The sequence below is a fragment of the Sphingorhabdus lutea genome (assembly GCF_001889025.1).
GTDB classification, from domain to species: domain Bacteria; phylum Pseudomonadota; class Alphaproteobacteria; order Sphingomonadales; family Sphingomonadaceae; genus Sphingorhabdus_B; species Sphingorhabdus_B lutea.
Genome location: NZ_CP018154.1, coordinates 1,654,096 through 1,677,648, shown reverse-complemented (window position 1 = coordinate 1,677,648; position 23,553 = coordinate 1,654,096). Strand labels below are relative to the sequence as shown.

Below are 23,553 nucleotides of genomic sequence, written 5' to 3'. Positions count from 1 at the left end.
ATCGTCAAGAACATGTGGCCACAACAGAAGCTGCATTGCCTGTTTTTTGGCCATAGGGCTGATTTTTCAAAACGGTGCTGGAGGATAAAACCCGCGTGCCGCTAAATGCATCAAATTCAAATGATGCATCAACATTTTTATAAATTGGTGTTTTGATGGTTTTATAGCCATCGGGCACCCGTCTGATGCTGGTCGGTTTGTCTACAATTTTATAGCCTGTGATTTTGCGAACTACGGTTTTTTCAGGTTTCTTCACAATATCATAACGCACCAATTTGCGAATAGGGGGCAGCTTAACCTCCAGCTCCTTTTCGCCAACTTTCACTCGTTTAATGGTGTGGGTGGGCTTAGAAAGCGTTTCATATCTAACCAATTTACGTACCAATAATTGTTGGGCATATGGCTCATCCTTAAAAAGGCTATCTTGATCAACAATGCGCACTTTTACATATTTTTTGAACTTGCGCTGCATGATTTGTTTGCCATTTTTGTTGATATAATAAATATCATAAACGGGTAAATCCATATATTCATATTTAACTTCATCGGGACGAACCAATTTTTTATTCTTTGTTCGTGTCACCACTTTATATTCATAAATGGGCACTTTAAATGTGCCATTACCCGCACCCTTGCGCGGCACAATTTTGCTCTCATAAATTGGAATTTTACGGGTTTTTGTTCCTTGATCTATCATTTCATAGACAGGAACTTTGACCTCGCGTTTGCCAGGTAACATTTGAACCGTTGATTCATAAATTGGTGTTTTGACCTTTTTTGTGCCCGTCACCAACATTTTATATTTGGGCACATTTTCGGTTTTATATCCGGTCAACTCCCTTTTCGATGCCTTGCGTTTATATCCGGCAAAGGGAAATAAGCCATCATAGGAGACTGAAACATTATATAATACAACATCTTTCGGGCCGCCTACGCCATCCTCGCCCACATCGATGTCCCAAACGCCATTGGCATTTTCATCTTCAAAATTTTCGCCATTATTACATTTGCCGTCATTATTGGCATCGGTAAAGACTTCTGCCCGCTTAACATCGGTAAAATCAAAATAGCTTTTGCGGTCAATACTAACATTCGCCTTGTCATTTAAGGAGGCGATTGTTGCTTTTAATTTATTATCAATCGTTGCAAGCGAAGCCGGGCCAGATTCCAATGCCGCATCACGCGCCGCCGCCTGAACCGCGCCGTCCAGTGCGGATTTCATATACATGCTGTACCCCACATCCAATGTTCCCATCATCAGGAATAGGAACACCGGGGCGATAATGGCAAATTCAACAACCGTTGCCCCATTTTCATCGAGCATGATTTGTGGATTATGATTGGGTGATTTCATCATTTTGACAACCTCAGATCCGCAATTGATTGGGCGATTTGTACAAATGTCGCGTTCAATGTCGCTGAATCGCTGGACACAAACGCGCTATCTGGGCTTGCACAAGCGGTCATATCGCTGTTCAGGCTGGTCGCAAATGCAATGACCCACAGGCGAATACCCTTTGCCTTAATCGCATCGCAAACCGCGCGAAAACGGCTGATATGACGTTCTGTTTGATTGTTGACATCATTTGTAACGCGTCCATCATGGCGTTCAACACCATATGCGCTATAATAAGTTGCGCCAGTATCCAACTGACCATCGGTCATGAAGATTAAGTGACGGCTAACATAACCGCCATTGCCCGCAGCTTCATTTACATTAGTGGCAAAAATACCATCGGGTGAAGCAAGCCTTGCTCCCCAAATCGCACCAATATCATGATATGTACCACCATCGGAATATAGGCTATCTGCATATGTATTAAACGCAGATGTGCTCATGGTCGATAATAGCTGCGCCTTTTGCGGGCAGGCAGTTTGTGACTTCGTACCAGAGGTCGAAGAGCTTGTCCCGCTAGAGCGATAATAGGTGACCTCTGGCCAATATGGACGCCATTTTGTTGCAAAATTTGTTGGCGCGGAATCAATGTCCAGATCATATGCCGAACTTGGCGTGATTTTCTTTGATGATCCATTATAGGCTGGGTTGCTGGTTTGTGTGGTATCGCGTTCTTCAATACAACCTGCCCAACGTGAAGGGATATTGTCACCTTTTTTCTCTGATGGCACATTAACCGTGGCACTGTTTGATCCAATGGTGTTGATATAGCTTCTAATCGGCCAACCAACCTGCGAATATTCATAATGAGAGAATGTTGCGGTTGGTAAATCACCATTATAGGTTTCTGTATAGGTTTTAACCGTTTGCGTCACATTTCGCTTACAAGTGCGATAGGTGCTATTATAATTGGGGCTGCCCCAGCTATTATAACTATAGGTTGTGGTCGTATCACCCGATGTTACCGGATTACCCGATGGACTTGGGTTGAAAGTGCTTGAATAGCTGGTGGAATAATAAATATATGGCGTGCTTTGATTATTACCAAATCTTGTGCAATTTGAACTGGTTGTGTAATCATCCCATCTTGTTGGGTCCAAAGTCTCCACCCAGCTATTGGTTGATGTGCCTGTTTGGATTTTATACACTGCACGGCGCGATTGGTAATTATATGTTTCCAGATTGTTAGCGCCGATTAAATAATCACGGTTTAAGTCATAAATTAATTTGCCCGTATTAACCGTCCCCGAATATGGAACAAAGCCATAGCGAATACGCGCATTTGTCCCCGATGCCGCAGCGGCCAGGGTGCTGTTAAAACTTTTCATCGCAGCTTTTAATGAAGCCATTCGGGTGGTTGTGCCGCCAGAGCCATTTGAAATGCTATAATCCATCGACCCGGTGGTATCCAACACCATCATAATGTCGGAATTGCCGACCTCCATTTTTGCATCGCAATTAACAGTTACTGCTTTTTTTGTAGCGGCCTTTGACCCCGTAATTGAATAAACCTTATCCATTATCACATAGGGTATATTGGTGGAGGCAGTGGCCTGAACCGTGGTGCCGCCATTATTACTATATGGTGAAAAACTTGTATTGGATGTGCCTTGATATCCAGTTGGGAAGTTGGCTTTAAAAAAAGATGCAGACCGGCTTTTGGCATCATTATCAAATGTGCCATCGCCCACCGCCTTACGGCCGGCAAGCACGCCGGCATCACATGCCTGTTGCAATCGGGTTTTTACCATTTGAACGCGGCTAATATCCACCGCGCCGCCAACCATCGCCATCAATGGAATTAAAGCCGCGGCCATCATTGCCATGGTGTTACCATCCTGATCATGAACAAAATGATGAAGACAGCCTTTTGCTTTTTCTTGATCTGATTTCGTCATCGGTAAAATAGCCCTTGTTAAAAAAACATTTGATATATGTGCCATCTTATAGACAAATGATGGTAAGGGCTTTGTGTCTATATATGGTTACCATGCTGTTAACCGTGAATATCGACGTAAATCTGCCATTTATAAAATAATAGGGTGCTAAATGTTTGATAAAATTGACCCAGATGGTCAAAATTTGGGTGCGTTACACAGGATGGCGTTGCGATTTGGTGACAGAAATTTACAAGACAATTTGGCCATATTATATTGTTTCGATATGAAAATGATGCACATCGCCGCACAAAGCAGCGAGATGATGATTGGACAGATTAAGCTTGCATGGTGGCGGGACAAATTATCGGCTGATTTTGAAAGCTGGCCCAAGGGTGAGCCATTGTTAAACATAATATCGGAGTTCACCGAAAATGGAGAGGGGTTAATTAAGGCTTGTTCCCAATTGGTCGATATGTGGGAAGAATATATGATCTATGCTGAACAGGGCGATGTAGAAATTGACGTCATGGCGGCTATGCGATCCAAAATTTACGCCAATTTTTATAAAAATTGCGGCCATATTCTGCCGGAAAATATCCAAATATCTCTATTAAATTGGTCCAAAAGTCTCTTCGCGTCTCGTTTCAAGGCCCAAGATGTACATGACACCGCAAATAAAGCCTATTATCCGCCAAGAGGGCCTAATTCACCCAGTGCATATCGCAATATCGCAATGTTGATGGAGGCCGATTTTATGGAACATAAATTATCGGCGGAAAGCCCTATGAGTATCTTGAGCAAGATTGGCCTTTATCTTCGTTTTTTAAGAAAAGGATATTTTGGGCGATAAAATTATTGCGAAAATTTGTTTAAAATAGCAGAATATTTTTAATTACATGGTGTTAGAGGTGGCAGGATAAAATATGCAGATGCGCATTATTACCATTTTTTCGACTTTGGCTGTCATGGCTGCGGGATTTTTATTGTGGCAAGGATATGCATATAATCAAAATTCACTGCCAGAGGGAAAGCCGCCGCCCGATGCCGCCGATAATGGCCTGCCGCTTGCTGGTGCAAATGCGCCCGCATTTGGCAAAGCGCCCCCTGAACCACCCGCCGCCGCGCAAAGCAGCCGTGAAGAAAAGCGATTTAACCGTTATGACCGCGATCGCGATGGGTTGATTAGCCGATTGGAATTGATGAGTTCACGGACCAAGGCATTTAAAAATTTGGATAAGGATGGGAATAATTTATTAAGTTTTGAGGAATGGGCCGTTGCAACCAGCGACCGTTTCACAAATGCCGATAGCGATAAAAATATGCTGTTAACCCGTAAAGAATTTGCCACAACCCGCCCAAAAACTTCGAAAAAACCTGCCTGTAAATGTTGAAATTGGCGCCAAATTATATTGCCAAATTTTGACGCCAAATATCAAATTGTTCCTTTGCCCGTGACGTCATGGCCAATTTGCGTTGTTTTTTATGAACTTTTTCCGTCAAAGGAGTGAACAGGCCAAAATTGACATTCATGGGTTGATAGCTATCCGCCTCTGCATCGCCGGTAATATGGCATAGAAGCGCGCCCAATGAGGTCATATTATTTGGCGGTATAATGTCTGCCCCCAATATATCGGCGGCGGTGAATATACCGCAGATAAGCCCGATGGCAGAGCTTTCCACATATCCCTCACAGCCCGTAATCTGTCCCGCAAAGCGAATATGGGGAGCGGATTTCAACCGTAAATGACGATCCAAAAGGATAGGGGAGCGAATGAAGCTGTTGCGATGCAGTCCGCCCAGTCTTGCAAATTCTGCATTTTCAAGACCAGGAATTTTGCGAAATAATTCAACCTGTGCGCCATGTTTCAACTTTGTTTGGAAACCGACCATGTTCCACAAGCTGCCCTGTTTATTGTCCTGACGCAATTGCACCACCGCATGTGCGCGTTTGCCAGTGGCTGGATTGGTAAGGCCAACCGGCTTCATAGGCCCAAAACGCAGCGTATCCAGCCCGCGTGACGCCATGACTTCAATCGGCATACAACCTTCAAAATAGGGGGTATTTTCTTCCCATTGTTTGAAAGTCGTTTTTTCGCCATCCATCAATCCTTGATGAAAAATAAGATATTCTTCTTCATCCATAGGGCAATTTATATAATCCTTGCCATCACCCTTATCCCAACGTGATTGAAACCATGCAATGTCCATATTTACACTATCAAAATGGACAATGGGAGCAATGGCGTCAAAAAATGCCAAATTTTCGCTGCCCGTTTTTTCAATAATTTGATGGGCAAGACCGTCATCGGTCAACGGACCGGTGGAAATAATGGTAATCCCATTGTTGGGCAATGTTTCAACACATTCTCTAACGACATGGATATTATCATGATTATTCATGGCCTTTTCAACCAAATCTGAGAATATTTCTCTATCCACAGCAAGCGCAGATCCCGCCGGAACCTTTGCCTCATCCGCGCATGTCATGATGATTGAATTCAACAGCCGCATTTCGTGATGCAATAATCCAACGGCATTATTTTCATCATCATCAGAACGGAAACTATTGGAACAGACAAGCTCTGCCAGCCCGTCAGATTGATGCGCTGCGGTCATTTTACCGCCGCCCCGCATTTCAGAAATTTTTACCTTTATCCCGCGATTTGCAAGCTGCCACGCAGCCTCACATCCCGCTAAACCACCGCCAATAATATGGACATCATGTTGAAAATTGCTCATGCAAGCGCCCTATCAAAACATATTCAGATAATATATAAGTTTTTTTTACTTATTCATTACTATATTACCAGCTTATATTGATTTGGGGGAATGGGCATGCGCGGCAAAGATATGGATTTGGGGCATCAACGCCCTTGGTTATTGTTAAGCCTGCTTTTTGGTTTAAGCTATTATTTCATTCGAACATCACAATATTTTGGTGAAATTCAATTGATGTTTTGGAAAATGGCCGCTGTTGGCGGATTGGCCATCATGTTTTTCTTCATGTTTCGAAAACATCTTTTTGGTCCATTGCGGTTAATTTTATTCTTGCTCGCTTTAATATTTTACATGTTAGGTGATGGTTTAATTATATTTGATTTGACCTTTGGCGGCGCGGCCTTTGCCATTGGCCATATTTTTGCGATCATATTTTTTTACAATTACCGCCGGGAACAGGGACTTAGCCTATCCCAAAAATTATTGGCTATGATGGTGGTGATTTTGGTGCCATTTATCGCAATGAAAATTTATGGCAATGGCATTATTTCGGAAAATCTGTCCATCGGATTATACGCTCTTATCATTGCCATGATGTCAGCAAGTGCATGGACAAGCAGTTTTGGCCGTTATCGTGTCGGCATTGGCGCGATGATTTTCATTATTTCGGACCTATTTATCTTTGCCCAAAATGGCATAATCGGGCCGAAATGGTGGATCGACCCGATTATTTGGTTCAGCTATTATTTCGCGGTTTTAATGATGACATTAGGCGTTAATCAGAAAATAAAGGTAATGCCCCGTATTTAAAAAAGTCATTAAAAAAGCCACTAAATATTAGTGGATGAGGCTTATTCCGCCTCATCACCATTTGATGCTTCGCTATTTTGCGCCTCTTTAGTATCGGGCGCGGCCTCTATTTGTGTGGCATCTGCATTTGCTGTTTCTACATTTTCGCCTTCCATATTTTCATCATCGGCCATGTCATCTTCTTCAATACGTGCTGCGCTGACCACATGTTCATTTTTACCAACATTAAATAACCGTACGCCAGATGAGCTGCGCCCAATAACACGCAAACTGTTTAACGGCATGCGGATTAATTTTGCCTGATCAGTTACCAACATTAATTGATCATCCTTTGTTGCGGCAAAGCTGGCCACCACATCGCCATTACGCGCAATATTATCAATATTGGTGACGCCTTGACCGCCACGGCCGCTTTGGCGATATTCATATGCAGAGGATATTTTGCCATAACCATTGGCACAAAGTGTCAGGATAAATTGTTCATTTTCCTCCATACTTTGATATTTTTCGGCTGTTAAATTGGGCTCACCCTCTTTCTCGGCCTTCCACGGTGCATATTTTAAATATTCATCGCGTTCTTCCATTGTGGTGCCAGCACCGCGAAGAATGGATAATGAAATAACCTTATCATCGCCTTTTAATTTCATTGCACGAACGCCCGATGATGTTCTGCTTTGAAATTCTCTAATCGCTGAACCGGCAAAACGGATGGCCTTACCCTTTTGGGTGGCCAATAAAACATCATCATCATCATTTAATAATGCAACGCCAATTAAGTGATCATCGCTATCATCATCAAATCGCATCGCAAATTTACCATTGGATGGGATATTGGTAAATGCGCCCATGCTGTTACGGCGTGCCTGTCCATTTGCGGTTGCAAACATGACATTTAAATTGGCCCATTCATTTTCATCCTCTGGCAAGGGAAGAACGGTTGAAATTGATTCTCCGTCGGCCAAGGGGAGCAGGTTGACCATCGGACGTCCCCTTGTTTGCGGGCCGCCTTCAGGCAATTTCCATACTTTTAAACGATAAACCTTACCATGGGTGGAGAAGAATAAAACCGGCGTGTGCGTGGATGTGACGAACATTTCAATAATGGCGTCCTCATCCTTTGTTGCCATGCCAGCACGTCCCTTGCCACCACGATTTTGGGCGCGGAAAGTATCAAGCGGCGTCCGTTTAATATATCCGCCATGGGTGACGGTGACGACCATTTCTTCGCGTTCCATCAAATCTTCGTCATCCAAACCATCCCATGCAGGGGCGATTTCACAAAGGCGAGGGGTCGCAAATTCTTGTTCAATTTCGACCAATTCTTCGCGCATCACTTCATATAAACGCACTCTATTGCCCAGAATTTCCAAATATTCGGCAATTTTTACGGCCAATTCTTTTAATTCATTGCCAATATCATCGCGGCCAAGCGCGGTTAAACGGTGCAGGCGTAGCTCCAAAATCGCTCTAACCTGAACATCCGATAATTTATATCCATCGGGTGAAGTGTCAATTTCTACAGCCTCAACCAATTTAATATAGGATGCAATTTGTTCAATCGGCCATGTGCGCGCCAATAATGAAGCGCGCGCCTCCGCCGGGCTGGCCGAGCCGCGAATAATTCGCACAATTTCGTCCATATTGGTGACGGCAACGACTAGGCCAAGCAAAATATGTGCTCGCTCCCGCGCTTTATTTAATTCAAATTTGGTGCGGCGGGTAATAACCTCCTCACGAAATTTAATAAATGCCTCAATAATATCACGCAGCATCAAAATTTCGGGGCGGCCACCGCGAATGGCAAGCATGTTGACGGGGAAGCTGGATTGGGCAGGGGTAAAGCGCCAAATTTGGTTTAACACAACATCGGGCGTTGCGTCCTTGCGCAGGTCAATTACAACGCGAACACCATTACGATTTGATTCATCGCGAATGGCCGACACGCCTTCAATCCTTTTATCCTTAACTGCCTCAGCGATTTTTTCGACAAGCCCGGATTTACCAACTTGATAGGGTATTGATGTTAAAACAATTGATTGGCGATCATTACGTCCAGATTCAATAATATGGCGCGACCGCATCATGACCGAACCCTTGCCCTCCCGATATGCGGCCTTTGCGCCGCCTTGACCCAAAATTAAGGGCGCGGTGGGAAAATCAGGCCCGGGAATAATTTCAATCAACTCATCGGTCGTAATGGCGGGATTATCCATATAGGCAAGACAGGCACGAATAACTTCGCCCAAATTATGCGGCGGAATATTGGTGGCCATGCCCACCGCAATGCCGCCTGCGCCATTGACCAATAAATTTGGAAAACGCGCAGGTAGAACAACAGGTTCTTTTAATGAACCGTCATAATTGGGCGCAAAATCAACCGTATCCTTATCCAAATCATTAAGCAGGCTGTTGGTAACCTTGGCCAATCGGGCCTCTGTATATCGCATGGAGGCAGGCATGTCAGGGTCCATAGAACCAAAATTACCTTGACCATCAACCAATGGTACACGCATCGCCCAATTTTGGGTCATCCGTGCCAAGGCCATGTAAATCGCGCTATCACCATGTGGGTGATAATTACCCATCACGTCCCCGACAATTTTCGCCGATTTACGATAGGGTTTGCCCGCCACAAAGCCGCCTTCTTGGCTGGCATATAAAATACGGCGATGCACCGGCTTTAATCCATCACGAACATCGGGCAATGCGCGTGAAACAATGACCGACATGGCATAATCCAAATAACTGGATTTCATTTCATCGACAATGTCAATCGCACTAATATCAGAGGGGTCTATTGACCCATTTTCTATGTCAGTCACGCTTTTTATTTTCCTATATTTTTAGTTGATAAAAGCATAGAGTATGCTGAGGCAAATTACTAGGACAACATCCGATTTTTTACGCTTACCAACATCTTATCCACAGGCTTATCACCAATATATCTATGGATTGATGATTGACCCATCCCATGACATTAAATTGCCAGATAATGCCGGATCACAGCTTAGTATATTATGTATCATATATTGCGCGGATTGTGCTGCAGAGAATAATTTTTCCGGTGCAACATTATGTTGAAAAGGCTTGCTCAAATTACTTTTAACTGTCCCTGGATGCAATGCCAAAATTACAGATTGCGGGTTTTTGCGCGTCCACTCAATCGCCAAATTTTTAACCAGCATATTTAACGCGGCCTTGCTTGCCCTATAACTATGCCAACCGCCAAGACCATTATCAGATATAGATCCAATTTTTGCCGAAATCGCAGCAAAATATATAGGGGATTTTTTCATCATAACGGGCAGGAAATATTTTGCCACCAATGCAGGGCCAATGACATTTATTTCATAATTTAACTTCATCCATTCAGCATCAATTTGGGTAATGGATTTTTCTGGACCCATATCTTGATTATGCAGAATACCGCTTGCAATAATAATCATCGCCAATTTGTCTGTTTTCTGCTGTAATTGCTTTGCTGCACTTTCGACCATTTGTTGATTGATGATGTCAATTTTTATATCCGCATCATCATGGCGAGATAGTGTAAAAACACTATCAAATAATGGGTTTTGCCGAAGATTTTCAACTATGGCCGTTCCAATTGCGCCATTGGCTCCAATTATCGCCGCGTCAATTTTACGATTTAACATTATCTATAACTGACATAATTTTACAAAATAGCGAGAGTTAATTTGTGTCATTCAACTTTAATTCACCTAAATTTCTCTAAAGAGTGTTAATGTTACCGAAATTTATATAATTTTGTTTGTCGAACAACATTCATTATTATAGATGCATATAGAAGTTTATTTTTGGAGGATTTAATGAAGTTTTTATCAACTCTCGCCATTGCGGCGACCCTTTGCATGACATCAGCAGCGGTGCATTATGCACCCGATGCAAAGGCGCAAAGCAAGGAAGATAAGAAAAAGGGCGCGCAAAAAGGTCCTCAACTTTCTAAAAAAGCTCAGCCTGCTTATAAAGCAGCCTATGATGCATATCAGGCCAAAGATATGGTCAAAGCGCAAGAGCAGTTTGAAGGCATGAAAGCCAATATCGAAACAGATGACGATAAATTTCTTGTCGGTCAGATGATTTTCACCATTGGCCGAGAAATTAAAGATCAAAAATTACAGGCAGATGGTCTGCAATTGATGGTGGATAGCCCCTCTGCACCTGCGGAAAGCGTGAATAGCTATAAAAATGCTTTGGCCGATCTTTATTATTTGGCGGGCGATTATCAAAAATCTATTGATACGTTTAAAGCTTTATATATGGCCGGCTATGGCAAGGGTAAAATCGAAATTGATATTGCCAATGGTTATACCAAATTGGCCGATTATCCCAATGCAGTAACCTGGTTAAATGAATCGATTAAATATTCCGAAGCAAATGGCCAAATAGCAGATAGAAAAGTATATGCACAGGCGGCGGCACTGGCCAATAACACCCGTGATAGCAACCTCATTGTTCCTGCATTTAAAAATTTGGTGGCAAAATATCCGTCCGTAAATACATGGCATGATGCAATCATAACTTTCCAAAAATCAGTTGAGCTTGAAAAGCAAGAAAATCTTGATTTGTTAAGATTGATGCGCACTGCGGGTGCCATTAAATATCAACAACAATATGGCGATTATGTTGAAGCTGCGGGCGCTCAGGCGCTTCCTGGTGAAGTATTGGCTGTGTTAAATGAAGGGTTGGATAATGGTATTATTCCTGCGGGGAATATGTCTTTTTCAACACATTTGGATATGGCCAAATCTCGCGTTGATAAGGATCGCGCCGATTTGCCCTATGCAGAAAAAGACGCAAAGGCAAAATCAACAGGCGGCGATTCATTGGCGACAGGCGATGCGTTTTTGGGATATGGCATTTATGATAAAGCCGCGTCATTATATCAAATGGCGCTTGATAAGGGCGGTGTAGATAATGATGTCGCCTATACACGTATGGGAATTGCACAGTTTAAAGCGGGCAATATGGATGCAGCCAAGCAGGCATTTTCCAAAGTTACAGGATCAAATAGAAAAGCAATTGCGCAATATTGGATGCTATATATTGATCAGCAGTCACAGGCGGCCAATGCAAAAACAGCTGCCCCCGCATCATAAAATATATTAAATCCTATAAAAAAGAACCGGGCGCTTTGCCCGGTTCTTTTTATGTCAGCATAAATTTTGGAAATTTACGCCATATCAATAGGAACGCCAGGTTCATTTTTGGCGGTTCGAATTGTAAGTGAAGTCTTAACGCTTGCCACATTTGGCGCAGATGTCAGGCGGCCGGTTAAAAATTGTTGGAAACTTTGCAAGTCTTTAGCGACGATTTTTAACATAAAATCTATCTCGCCATTTAACATATGACATTCTCTAACTTCATCCAATGAATGCATATAATCTTCAAATTTTTTCAAATCTTCTTCGGCCTGTAATTTCAAGCTCACCATTGCAAATACGGTAATGCTATATCCCAATCGGGACGGATCGACCATTGCGTGATATGATTTTATGATTCCCGATTCTTCCAAAGCACGCATTCTGCGTAGGCATGGCGGGGCAGTTAAACCCACTTTCTGGGCCAATTCCACATTGGTCATACGCCCATTATTCTGTAATTCATCCAATAAAAGAAGATCAATGTGATCCAATATAAAATTTGCCATTATTTATAACTTCCAACCATTATTTTGTTTATCCTTATAATTATATTATAATCAATTGCAATTGTCTCATAGTGTGACGCCTTAAAATGATTACTTTAAGAATTTGAAAGTGCGGTCTATTAGTTATTTTAACAGGGGTAGAAATAAAGGACCATTTACGTGCGTTTTGACGATCGTCTTACGACTACATTAGATTATCATGTTGATAATCAAAGCGGATGGTCGGCACAATGGCGCCAGCTAATTGATATTTTATCGCATAATATTGATTCATTTGATTATGATATTTTGGTTGAGGGATTAAAAAGAGCATATTTCCTGCGTGATAAAATTTCCATTTCGGAACGCATTGAGTCAATAAATTCGATTAAAGGACGGTTATCATCGCCGCCATTGATTCAATTTTTGGTCAATGATGCTCCAAATGTAGCCGAAGCAGCGATAAATGCAGCGTGTCTTGATGAAGATATTTGGTTGGACCTTATCCCCGAAATGCCAATTGATGCTTTGATTTTGCTTAAAAAACGTTATTTGGGCAATGAAAAAATCAATGTTAAAATAGACCAATTTTTATTGCCACTTTCATTAAGCGAGCAAGATATTGCGCCCATAAGTGAAAATGAAGGTGCAAATAGACAAGATGCTTTGCCCATCGCCAAAGAGACTATAGATCCGTTAGATGAGTTAAAGGCTTCTCAGAAAATTGCAAAAGAGGCCGCGCCGCGCGCAGGAAATAATATTTCTGCATTGGTCGAAAAAATCGAGGATTATCGTCGGGATAAAATTCAAACCCCCATTTCGCAGCAACCATATAGTGATGATTTATTGGCCAATGAAATGGCAAATATTGATGAATTTAAATTTATCACTGATCATAATGGCGTTATCATTTGGGCGGAAAAAGTGCCCGCTGCTTTGATTAGAACTTTATCCATCGCAAAAACAGCAATTGGAGATATGCCCGGCACCGATGGATATGGCGCCGCCGCCTTTCGCGGGCGATTGACCATTGAAGATGCGCGTTTCACATTTTGTAATAGCGATCACCAACTTGGCGGCGAATGGTTTATTAAAGCAGAGCCATTTTTTGATAAAATTAGTGGCCGTTTTGAAGGGTATAAGGGCGTAATTAAGCGCCAAAAATTGGCCGAAAAAATCCTAACCCCCAAATATAACCATGCAAAAAAAGATCATTTACAGCAATTGGCGCATGAATTGCGCACACCATTAAATGCAATTGTTGGTTTTTCCGAAATTATTGAACAACAGCTTTTCGGCCCTGTATCGCATGATTATCGTTCCTTAGCGGGCAGTATTTATGCAGATGCACAGCGTTTATTACATGGTTTGGATGATTTAAATATTGCCGTGCAATTGGACCATGGAAATTTTGATAGGCATAGCGGGCAATGTGATGTCGATTATTTATTATCGCTTTTGTCCAACCGTTTGGAAACATTATCCATTGCAAAACAGGTTGAATTAGACCTGATGAGCATAAAACCTATGCGTAAAATGGATATTGATGAATTAACTGCGGAGAGAATTTTTTCACGTTTATTATCTGCAATAATTATCGCGGCGGATAATGATGAGAAATTAAATGGGCGTTTCCGGCTTAATAGCTTTGGCTATAAAAGCATTGAATTTACGCTTAGCTTACCCAAAAAATTGGCAAATTTGGATGAAGCAGCGGTTTGGAAAAAATTGAATGAGGACGAAAACTTAACCGATGAAGCGCCTTTACTGGGCCTTGGCTTCTCGCTTCGTCTGGTTCGCAATTTGGCGGGTAATATTGGTGGTGATTTTAAAATTACCGATAATAATATTATTTTAAATGTTCCTGCATTTTTGGAAAATTAACATTATTCTGCCAAAAGCTTTTTTATAAAATTATTATATTAAGTAGAGCAAATATTGTGCAGGCGTTAAAACAAGAAAAAAATAAGCAAATATTGCCCGATATTTTAATGCGGCAGGGGGATGATAGTTTTTTTATCGTCACGGTCGATGCCGAGGAAGAATTTGATTGGGGCAAGCCATTTTCAAAGGATAATCAATCCGTTGGCCATTATGTTGCGATTGAAAGATTTCAGCTTTTATGCGATAAATATGATGTTACTCCTATATATTTATTGGATTACCCAATGGTCGCAAACCGTGATTGCGCGGCATATTTTGGCGCTTTGGCTACATCGGGCAGGGGCGATATTGGTATACAGCTTCACCCATGGGTTACCCCGCCATATAAGGAAACTGTAAACGATCATAACAGCTATGCATGTAATTTACCTGATGATTTGGAAGCGGAAAAATTTGGCAATTTATATGATAAAATTGTCGAAAATACCGGCCATAAACCATTAATGTATCGCGCGGGAAGATATGGCGCTGCGCAAAATGCCTATAAATTATTGATAAAATATAATATAAATATTGATAGCTCAACCCGTTCTGGATTTGATTATACCCCGCAACATGGCCCCAATTATGCAACTTTGCCCAATATTGCATTTTGGCGCGAAGAAAATATTTTATTGGAATTACCCTTAACCACAATTTTCAGGGGATTTTGGCGTTATGCCCCGCGCTTCACATATAATTATATTTTAAAATATGGCTGGGCAAGATCCTTTGCGGCGCGAATGGGCGTGCTGGAACGTATATCCCTGACGCCAGAGGGCATTTCAATAGAAAAAACCAAGCAGGCCATTGATTTGGCATTGAAAGTTAAATTGCCTTTGCTAAATTTCTCCTTTCATTCCCCCAGTTTAGAGGCCGGCCATACACCCTATGTTCGCAATGAACAGGATTTGGAAAATTTCTATATCTGGTGGGAGGAGATATTCGCTTATCTGAAACAAAAAGGGGTCAGGCCACTTGCGGTGCGGCAGATTTCAGAACAAATTAAAAAAGTTTGATGAATTGTGATTTTGTGTCTTGCCACAGGGCAGGATTATCCGCTATCCGCACTCGTGTGGGCCTGTAGCTCAGTTGGTTAGAGCTGGCCGCTCATAACGGCTAGGTCGGGGGTTCGAGTCCCTCCGGGCCCACCACTTATATAATGCTTCAAATATTATAATTTTTCTATAGTCTGCTTTGATTATTCATTCAGGGCGTTAAGAAAAATGCGGCATATTAAATCCACCTTTTCAATTTTAATCATTGGCTCGGCTGCGGCATATTTGGCGTATAATATGATGTCGTTTAAACCTGCTTATATAAAGGCGCAGGAAGCGGCCGCTTTATCATATAAAAATAATGGCCCTTCACACGTCGCCATGAATAGCGGCTCTCTGCATATAAATGATTTGGTGGGCAAGGATGAGAGAGAATTTGCCGCCCAAAATATCAGTGAGGCAATTCAATTTAAGACAATTTCCAATCAAAATTCAAAGGATAATGATTGGGAACAATGGCGAAATTTCCATAATTGGCTCAATAATAGATTTCCGTTAATGCACAGCCAAACAAAATTGACCAAAGTAGATGAATTTTCATTGATTTATGAATGGCAAGGCAGTGATAGAAATTTAGAACCGATTATTCTTATGGGGCATCATGATGTTGTGCCTGTTGAAAAAGGGACAGAGGCAGATTGGAAACATGGCCCATTTTCGGGCGCAATTGCCGACGGAGCCATTTGGGGGCGCGGTGCGGTGGATGATAAAGGACCGTTAATCGCCATTATGTCCAGTATCGAAAGCGCGATACAAAAAGGGTTTGCCCCAAAACGCACCATTTATATAGTTTCAACCCATGATGAGGAGGTTTTTGGTGGTGGTGCCAAGGCCGTTGTCAAATGGATGCAGGCCAAAAAAATAAAGGCTTTATTCACATTGGATGAAGGATCAGGAATCATCAGCAACGCCCCGTTAACCAATGAAGCAGCCGCGATGATTGGTATATCCGAAAAAGGATATGGTACGATGAGCATTACCGCGCGCGCAGAGGGCGGACATAGCAGTATGCCCGGCAAAGATATGGCGGTGGTCATATTGGCAAGAGCAATGGCGGCTATTGATAAAAATCAATTTCCCTTGGCCCTATCTGGACCGGCTAAGGATTTAATCGAAAGCTTGGCCTATGAAAAGGGTGGGGCGATAAAATTTGCCATTGGCAATATGTGGTTGACCGCGCCAATTGTGAAACGTGAAATTGCAAAGTCAAATGCAGGCGCAGCAATGCTGCACACCACAATGGCGCCTACAATGTTGCAGGCTGCCCCTAAAGAAAATATTATACCGCAAAGTGCATCGGCAAAAATAAATTTCCGAATCGCGCCGGGGCAAAGCTCTGAAGAAGTGATGGCATGGGTAAAAAATAGCACAGAGGGGATGAATGTGGAGATAAAATGGACATCCTCACCAAAGGAAGCATCGGCAATATCATCGACGAGTTCGGCGGGATGGAATTTAATAAATTCAGCGGTGGGAATCATCGACAAAAATTTGCTGGTCGCGCCCAGTTTGGTCCTTGCAGGGACAGATGCATATAATTTTTATGCGGTTTCAAATGATGTATATCGATTTTACCCAATTAAAGAGCCGATTGATGGCTTTGCTATGGTGCATGGAACAAATGAACATTTAAAATTACATAATTTAGATAATATGTTGAAATTCTATACTTATTTAATATATTCAGCAGGTGGAGATGAAAAAATATTAAATAATTAGGCGATTAGTTTTTAAAAAATCATTCTTTGGGATAGACAGCATAAAAATTGCCTGTTAAAGGCCCGCTCACAGCAAAGAAATTTGCTGCCGTATAAGTGTCGGGGAGTGGCGCAGCCTGGTAGCGCATCTGGTTTGGGACCAGAGGGTCGCAGGTTCGAATCCTGTCTCCCCGACCATCTTTCTTAAAAAATATATTTATTTTATCGGACCAATAGGACCGGAACATTAACTGTCCGTATCATGGCTGTTGTGGTGCTGCCGACAATTAAATTCCTAATCGGGGAGTGGCCATATGCCCCCATTACCAAAATGGATTGAGCAAATTGCTGTGTAAATTTGGCGATAACGGCCTCTGGCTTTCCCTGTTCCAATATTGCCTCAACATCACGTTCGGGGTCAAATTTTGCTGCGGCTTGGGTTAAGGCAAGACGGTGCGCGTCAATATCCATATCCGCCATAATGATTTTAATCGGCAAATTTGCAAATAATGTCGAATTGGCAAGGCGTTCCAATGCACGATTGGCAGCAGGGCTGGCATCATAGGCGAAAATAACGCTGTTAGGCTCAACAAATTTGCGTGCGGCAACCAATACCGCTTTGTTCGATGCGCGCACCACACGCTCAACCTTTGACCCAATATGGCCAGTTGCAAATTCATGACTTGCCCCGCGCTTACCCATGATGATAAGCCGCGCATTATCTTCCTGTTCCAATATATTTTCAACAATGCCGCCATGGCGGTGCAGCGAACAGACATCATTTGCCCCGTCGCCGCGCAGTTTTTGCTCACCAGCGGATAATAATAAACGGCCACGCTCAATTTGTAATTTTGCCTCGGCCGCCTCTATATTGACCAGCTCCTCCATCAATTTGCCTTTTACGCCTAAACCAATCGAACCCGATAAATCACCGCGCGCGGCCACAGCATCGCGCCGCTGCACGATATGAAGCAATTTAATGGGCAGGTTTAACCGTTTTGAACTCCATGAGGCAAACTCACAGACGCTGTCGGCGTAATTTGAGGCGTCGATACAAGCAAGGATATGTTCCATTTTCATATCCTATCTGTAATTTCATCCTTTATCAATGTTGTGGGGCAATATCCGCATCTTCTAGTGCTTTATCATGCATCGCATAGCGGTTAATCATATGTGCGCTGGCATCATTTAAGCCGATAATGCTCACATTTGTGCCTTCTCTACGGAATTTTAAAATAATTTTATCCAATGTACCAACCGCTGAAATATCCCAAAAATGGGCCTGTTCCACATTGATGACCACTTCATCCAACACTTCTTTAAAATCAAATGCTTCTACTAAATCATCTGATGAGGCAAAGAAAACCTGACCCGCCACAATATAATGCCGCGACAAACCATCACCCGAAAGTTGCGAATCCACATTGAAAATCGCCTTTACCTTGCTGGCAAAGAATAATCCTGAGAGAATAACGCCCGCCAACACACCCTGTGCCAAATCATGCGTCCACACCACAATCACCACGGTTACAACCATCACCACCGAAGATTGCCATGGATGATGCCGAATATCGGTTATTGATCGCCATGAAAAAGTGCCAATGGAAACCATAATCATCACCGCAACCAACGCAGCCATCGGGATGATGGCCACCAAAGCGCCCAACACCACGATTAAAAATAGCAAGAATGATCCCGCAACAAAGGCCGAAAGCCGTGTCGATCCTCCAGATTTAACATTGATTACCGATTGGCCAATCATCGCACAACCGCCCATGCCGCCCAAAAATCCGGTGAAGAAATTGGCAATACCTTGCCCCTTCATTTCGCGCTGTTTATCCGATGGGGTATCGGTTAAATCATCTACAATTTGCGCGGTCATCATTGATTCCAATAACCCAACGGCGGCCATTGCAAAGGAATAGGGGAATATTATCTGTAAAGTTTCTAAATTAAATGGGACATTGGGAATTAACCAAGCGGGCAGGGAGGAGGGCAATTCACCCATATCACTGACCGTACGAACATCAATTCCAGCATAATATACCAATGAAGTTATGATGATTATCGCGACCAAGGGGGAGGGGACGGCCTTGGTTAGATATGGGAATAGATAAATGATGGTAAGGCCGCCAGCGACAAGCGCATAGGTAATTATGGGTACATTGATAAGCTCTGGCAATTGCGCCATGAAAATCAAAATCGCCAATGCATTTACAAATCCAGTTATCACCGAACGTGAAACATATTGCATCAAAAGGTTTAACCGCAAATATCCAGCAATTATTTGCAAAATGCCCATTAAAATTGTTGCCGCAAATAAATAATCCACGCCATGATCACGCACCAGCGGCAATACCAATACCGCCACCGCAGCTGTGGCGGCGGAAATCATGCCGGGCCGTCCGCCAACTAATGAAATAATCACCGCAATTGAAAAAGAAGCATATAAGCCAACACGCGGATCAACACCGGCAATGATGGAAAACCCAATTGCTTCAGGAATTAGGGCGAGTGCGACAACAATCCCGGCAAGAATATCGCCGCGAACATTGGAAAACCACTCGCGCTTCATGGTAAGGAAATTGGGCATAGATGACCTTGTTAAATATAAATCTCACGCAATTGCGCATATAATATATTGATGAAACATATGCTGCGCGGCGCATGGAAAGGGGATGAAATAAATATTTTAAAGAGACGATCATTTGATCAATATTCTTTAAAAATAATAAAATCCTGCGAATTTACATGCCAATTAATCGAAATAAACTTTTTACGCAAGTGTAAAGCAAATGGCGCATTTTAACCAATTTTAATATATTACTTTGTCATTATCGACAATTTCTTTGGCTTTGACGGCGGCTTGTTTAATATTCAAATCGTCCTTTGCAGCCAAATCCATTTTATCCAGATTATCATTTGCAGGAGCATTTAACCTCGCGCCATTTTCAGTCGATATCTTTTTATCGGAAGATATATTTATATCTTTGTCATTTTGCAGGTCAGAAACAGGCTCGCCGCACCCAAAAATAAAGAGCGCGGCGGCCAATGCAAAAAATTTAATTGGCGAATATTGCCTCATTCGGGTTTTAATTCACCTTCATAATTTGCGATGATAGACAGCGTTGCTGCCCATGCAGCAATATTTTGCTGCACCTCGCTTTTATCCACCTTGTCAAATGTGTCATCGGGCGTGTGGTGCAGGTCAAAATATTTGGTGCCATCTTGTTGCAGATCAATAATAGCCAATTTCTGCGCGGCTATAATCGCGCCAACATCGGCCCCACCTCCAGCTGCTTGGCGTCTTGGCACAATGCCCAATGGCGCGAGCGACCTTATAATCGCCTGCGATACGTCCTTGGCACTATCTGCCAAGGTGAAATCTACCGCCCATATTTTTCCTGCGCCAAAATCAGATTCCATTGCAAGTGAATGATTGTCGGCGGCATGTTTTAATGCATAGTCACGCCCGCCCCATACTCCCACTTCCTCAGCGCCGGCCCATAATAAACGGATGCTGCGCTTTGGTTGTTTTCCAGAATCGGCAATTATTTTCGCCGCCGCTGTAATGATGCCGCAACCTGCCGCATCATCAATTGCGCCAGTTCCCAAATCCCAACTGTCCAAATGGCATGCGATAACAATCATCCCTAATTTTGGATTGCTGCCCTGTATATCGGCAACTACATTGCCCGAAACCTGCATGCCAATATTTTTCGGGGTCAATTTCAATGCCATTTTAACATTTTTTGACCGCGCCAGCATTCTTTCTAAATTTTCGGCATCGGGTATGGATAAAGCCCCGGCAGGGATTGGCGCGACGCCTTCTTCAAAATTGGTATTTCCTGTATGCGGGTTGCGATGATAATCGGTTCCAGCTGACCTAATCACAATGGCTGCCGCGCCCTTTTTGGCAGCAATATTGGGTCCCACAAAACGTGCTGGACCATATGCGCCATAACTTGATCCATCTTGTGTTGCCTTCATGGCATGGCTGACAAAGACAATTTTGCCCTTCACATCGGCATCATTGGCGGCAATTAAATCGGCCAATGTGGGAAAATAAACAATATCAGCGGTTAATCCGTCTTCGCCTGTGCTTGCGCTATTACCTAAAGCGGTAATAGCCAAATTTTGAGGGTAGGGTGAAATAATGGATGCGCTTTCCTCGCCCCGCACCCATGTCGGCATTTCATATTCTTCGATTCTGGCATTGGTAAAGCCCAAAGCCTTTAATTTTGCAATTGACCAAATGCGCGCGCGTGCCTCGGCCTCTGTTCCGGCCTGACGCGGGCCAATTTCGGTGGTTAAACCTTCAATAATATCATATCCCACATTATCGGATAATCCCTTGTCACGGGCCATTGATGCGGCCTGTTGGTCAATAATATTATTTTGAGCCAAAATTGGCGGGGTAAGGCTGGTCATTGCAGCCAAGGCGAGCATGGTTTTTAGATGTTTCATGCACATTATGATTATCGCGAATAATCAATATTGCAATAGGGCTTTATATCTCATTTGCATTAGCCTCTTGCAGCTTTGTTCACACAAGGCTAGTGAACGGCGCAATAATTGGTTATTCAAACCGCAATATCAAATTTGGAAAAAAGAGATTAAAATGGCTGCACAATATAGCTTTGTAATGAAGGGTATGACCAAAACTTTTCCCGGCGCTAAAAAACCGGTTTTGGATGGCATTCACTTGCAATTTTATCCCGATGCAAAAATTGGTATTGTGGGCCCAAATGGTACGGGTAAATCCACATTGATGAAAATCATGGCGGGTATGGACACCGAATTTACCGGCGAAGCATGGCCGGGTGAGGGGATTAGCGTGGGATATTTGGCGCAAGAGCCAGAGCTTGACCCCAATAAAAGCGTTCGTGAAAATGTGATGGACGGTGTGCGCGAAGTCGCCGATTTGGTTGACCGCTTTAATGAAATTTCCATGTTAATGGGCGATCCCCCCGCCGATGCAGATTTTGATGCATTGATGGAAGAAATGGGCACATTGCAGGAAAAAATTGATGCTGTTGATGGCTGGACATTGGATAATCAGCTTGAAATCGCGATGGAGGCTTTACGCTGCCCCCCTGGGGATAGTGCGGTTACTTCGCTATCCGGTGGTGAAAAACGCCGTGTTGCGCTGACCCGTTTGCTGCTTGAAAAGCCAGATATTCTTCTGCTTGACGAACCAACCAACCATCTTGACGCGGAAAGCGTTGCATGGCTTGAAAAACATTTGGTTGATTATAAAGGCAATGTCATTCTGGTTACCCACGATCGCTACTTCCTAGACAATGTTGTTAGCTGGATTTTGGAGCTCGATCGCGGGCGCTATTTTGTATATGAAGGTAATTATTCCACCTATTTGGATAAAAAGGCCAAACGTCTGGAACAAGAATCACGCGAAGATAAGGGCCGGCAAAAAGCAATTCGCGATGAATTGGACTGGATTCGTCAATCGCCCAAGGCACGTCAGGCAAAATCAAAGGCGCGGATTAAATCATTTGACCAATTGGTTGAAGCACAGGAAAACCGCGATCCGGGCAAGGCGCAAATCCTTATCCAAACGCCGGAGCGTTTAGGCAGCAAGGTGATTGAGGTTAAAAATGTGTCTAAATCCTATGGTGATAAGGTGCTGTTCGAAGACCTCTCCTTTACTTTGCCACCAGGCGGCATTGTTGGCGTTATTGGCCCCAATGGTGCAGGTAAAACCACTTTGTTTAAACTGATAACGGGCAAAGAAACCCCCGATAGCGGCAGTGTTGATATTGGTGACACCGTAAAATTGGGCTATGTTGACCAAAGCCGTGATGATTTGAATGGCGACCATAATGTATGGGAGGCGATTTCCGGTGGGCATGATTATATGACCATTGGTAAGCATGAAATGTCAACCCGTGGCTATGTTGGTGCGTTTAACTTTAAAGGTCCTGACCAACAGAAAAAGGTTGGCCAATTATCAGGTGGTGAGCGCAACCGTGTGCATATGGCCCGAATGTTAAAAGAGGGCGGCAATGTGTTGTTGCTTGACGAGCCAACCAATGATTTGGACGTGGAAACGCTATCTGCTTTGGAAGAGGCATTGGAATGTTTTGCGGGCTGCGCCGTGGTCATTTCGCATGACCGTTTTTTCCTTGATCGATTGGCGACTCATATTCTTGCCTTTGAAGGTGACAGCCATGTTGAATGGTTTGAGGGCAATTTTGAATCCTATGAGGAGGATAAGGTTCGCCGGCTTGGCGAAGATGCCCTGAAACCAGGACGGACAAGCTATAAAAAACTGACAAGATAATAATTTATATGGTTGAATAATATATATGAAAAATATCTTATTAACCTATATTTTTCACCAATTCTTGTAAGCTTTTGGAGGAATAATTTTTCTCCTTAGGGCTAAGTCCTGTCAATCATT

18 protein-coding genes and 2 tRNA genes are annotated in these 23,553 nt (G+C 43.0%); 10 read left to right on the top strand and 10 right to left on the bottom strand.

Annotation, left to right across the window (positions count from 1 at the left end):
• Positions 1 to 4: 4 nt before the first annotated feature.
• Together LPB140_RS08000 and LPB140_RS07995 are read right to left on the bottom strand one after the other, a co-directional pair.
• Positions 5 to 1,357 (bottom strand): TadE family protein, encoded by a 1,353-nt coding sequence (locus tag LPB140_RS08000; protein WP_083550197.1) that lies wholly within the window; start codon positions 1,355 to 1,357, stop codon positions 5 to 7.
• Entirely contained in the window at positions 1,354 to 3,294 is a 1,941-nt protein-coding gene (locus LPB140_RS07995; protein WP_198024093.1) for a TadE/TadG family type IV pilus assembly protein, read from the bottom strand. Before LPB140_RS07995 ends, LPB140_RS08000 begins: the two co-directional genes overlap by 4 nt.
• Positions 3,295 to 3,445: 151 nt before the next feature.
• Between LPB140_RS07995 and LPB140_RS07990 the strand changes: the two genes are divergently transcribed.
• Positions 3,446 to 4,126, top strand: coding sequence for a hypothetical protein (locus LPB140_RS07990; RefSeq protein WP_072559380.1), 681 nt, complete (start codon positions 3,446 to 3,448; stop codon positions 4,124 to 4,126).
• Between the two features lie 73 nt (positions 4,127 to 4,199).
• Complete coding sequence (locus LPB140_RS07985; RefSeq protein WP_072559379.1) at positions 4,200 to 4,667, top strand: EF-hand domain-containing protein; 468 nt, start codon at positions 4,200 to 4,202, stop codon at positions 4,665 to 4,667.
• 13 nt (positions 4,668 to 4,680) lie between these two features.
• Here the strand turns inward: LPB140_RS07985 and trmFO are convergent, their stop codons facing one another.
• Positions 4,681 to 6,015 carry a methylenetetrahydrofolate--tRNA-(uracil(54)-C(5))-methyltransferase (FADH(2)-oxidizing) TrmFO gene (gene trmFO, locus LPB140_RS07980; protein ID WP_072559378.1) on the bottom strand — a complete coding sequence of 445 codons (1,335 nt, stop codon included), beginning with the start codon at positions 6,013 to 6,015 and terminating at the stop codon, positions 4,681 to 4,683.
• A gap of 96 nt (positions 6,016 to 6,111) precedes the next feature.
• Here trmFO and LPB140_RS07975 point away from each other — a divergent pair, with 96 nt between their 5' ends.
• Positions 6,112 to 6,804: a lysoplasmalogenase family protein gene (locus LPB140_RS07975; protein WP_198024092.1), complete on the top strand. Its 693-nt coding sequence runs from the start codon at positions 6,112 to 6,114 to the stop codon at positions 6,802 to 6,804.
• A 41-nt stretch (positions 6,805 to 6,845) separates the two neighbouring features.
• Here the strand turns inward: LPB140_RS07975 and gyrA are convergent, their stop codons facing one another.
• Together gyrA and LPB140_RS07965 are read right to left on the bottom strand one after the other, a co-directional pair.
• A complete protein-coding gene (gene gyrA / locus LPB140_RS07970) occupies positions 6,846 to 9,626 on the bottom strand; it encodes a DNA gyrase subunit A (RefSeq protein ID WP_072559377.1) in 2,781 nt (926 codons plus the stop codon).
• Positions 9,627 to 9,749: 123 nt separating this feature from the next.
• Entirely contained in the window at positions 9,750 to 10,460 is a 711-nt protein-coding gene (locus LPB140_RS07965; protein WP_072559376.1) for an SDR family NAD(P)-dependent oxidoreductase, read from the bottom strand.
• Positions 10,461 to 10,634: 174 nt separating this feature from the next.
• Here LPB140_RS07965 and LPB140_RS07960 point away from each other — a divergent pair, with 174 nt between their 5' ends.
• Entirely contained in the window at positions 10,635 to 11,924 is a 1,290-nt protein-coding gene (locus tag LPB140_RS07960; protein WP_156874173.1) for a tetratricopeptide repeat protein, read from the top strand.
• A gap of 74 nt (positions 11,925 to 11,998) precedes the next feature.
• Here LPB140_RS07960 and LPB140_RS07955 read toward each other — a convergent pair whose 3' ends face one another.
• Positions 11,999 to 12,475 carry an Lrp/AsnC family transcriptional regulator gene (locus LPB140_RS07955; protein WP_072559374.1) on the bottom strand — a complete coding sequence of 159 codons (477 nt, stop codon included), beginning with the start codon at positions 12,473 to 12,475 and terminating at the stop codon, positions 11,999 to 12,001.
• A gap of 159 nt (positions 12,476 to 12,634) precedes the next feature.
• Here LPB140_RS07955 and LPB140_RS07950 point away from each other — a divergent pair, with 159 nt between their 5' ends.
• The 5 genes from LPB140_RS07950 to LPB140_RS07930 all read left to right on the top strand — a co-directional run bounded on the left by LPB140_RS07950 (position 12,635) and on the right by LPB140_RS07930 (position 17,330).
• Positions 12,635 to 14,338, top strand: coding sequence for a sensor histidine kinase (locus LPB140_RS07950; RefSeq protein ID WP_072559373.1), 1,704 nt, complete (start codon positions 12,635 to 12,637; stop codon positions 14,336 to 14,338).
• 56 nt (positions 14,339 to 14,394) lie between these two features.
• Entirely contained in the window at positions 14,395 to 15,396 is a 1,002-nt protein-coding gene (locus tag LPB140_RS07945) for a polysaccharide deacetylase family protein (RefSeq protein WP_083550188.1), read from the top strand.
• A gap of 58 nt (positions 15,397 to 15,454) precedes the next feature.
• Positions 15,455 to 15,531: transfer RNA gene (locus LPB140_RS07940), tRNA-Ile, on the top strand.
• Positions 15,532 to 15,603: 72 nt separating this feature from the next.
• Complete coding sequence (locus LPB140_RS07935; protein WP_083550186.1) at positions 15,604 to 17,154, top strand: M20 family peptidase; 1,551 nt, start codon at positions 15,604 to 15,606, stop codon at positions 17,152 to 17,154.
• A 99-nt stretch (positions 17,155 to 17,253) separates the two neighbouring features.
• Positions 17,254 to 17,330, top strand: a tRNA-Pro gene (locus LPB140_RS07930).
• A 24-nt stretch (positions 17,331 to 17,354) separates the two neighbouring features.
• On the opposite strand, the gene LPB140_RS07925 is transcribed toward LPB140_RS07930, so the two are convergent.
• The 4 genes from LPB140_RS07925 to LPB140_RS07910 form a co-directional block, all read right to left on the bottom strand.
• The gene (locus tag LPB140_RS07925; RefSeq protein WP_072560671.1) at positions 17,355 to 18,206 is read right to left on the bottom strand and encodes a universal stress protein; all 852 of its coding nucleotides are present in this window, start codon (positions 18,204 to 18,206) and stop codon (positions 17,355 to 17,357) included.
• Positions 18,207 to 18,237: 31 nt separating this feature from the next.
• The gene (locus LPB140_RS07920) at positions 18,238 to 19,725 is read right to left on the bottom strand and encodes a SulP family inorganic anion transporter (protein ID WP_072559372.1); all 1,488 of its coding nucleotides are present in this window, start codon (positions 19,723 to 19,725) and stop codon (positions 18,238 to 18,240) included.
• A 222-nt stretch (positions 19,726 to 19,947) separates the two neighbouring features.
• Positions 19,948 to 20,217, bottom strand: coding sequence for a hypothetical protein (locus tag LPB140_RS07915; protein WP_072559371.1), 270 nt, complete (start codon positions 20,215 to 20,217; stop codon positions 19,948 to 19,950).
• Positions 20,214 to 21,599 (bottom strand): M28 family peptidase, encoded by a 1,386-nt coding sequence (locus LPB140_RS07910; RefSeq protein ID WP_072560669.1) that lies wholly within the window; start codon positions 21,597 to 21,599, stop codon positions 20,214 to 20,216. The genes LPB140_RS07915 and LPB140_RS07910 overlap by 4 nt, the downstream gene beginning before the upstream one ends.
• Before the next feature lie 154 nt (positions 21,600 to 21,753).
• Here LPB140_RS07910 and ettA point away from each other — a divergent pair, with 154 nt between their 5' ends.
• The gene (ettA, locus tag LPB140_RS07905) at positions 21,754 to 23,433 is read left to right on the top strand and encodes an energy-dependent translational throttle protein EttA (RefSeq protein ID WP_072560667.1); all 1,680 of its coding nucleotides are present in this window, start codon (positions 21,754 to 21,756) and stop codon (positions 23,431 to 23,433) included.
• Positions 23,434 to 23,553 lie beyond the last annotated feature (120 nt).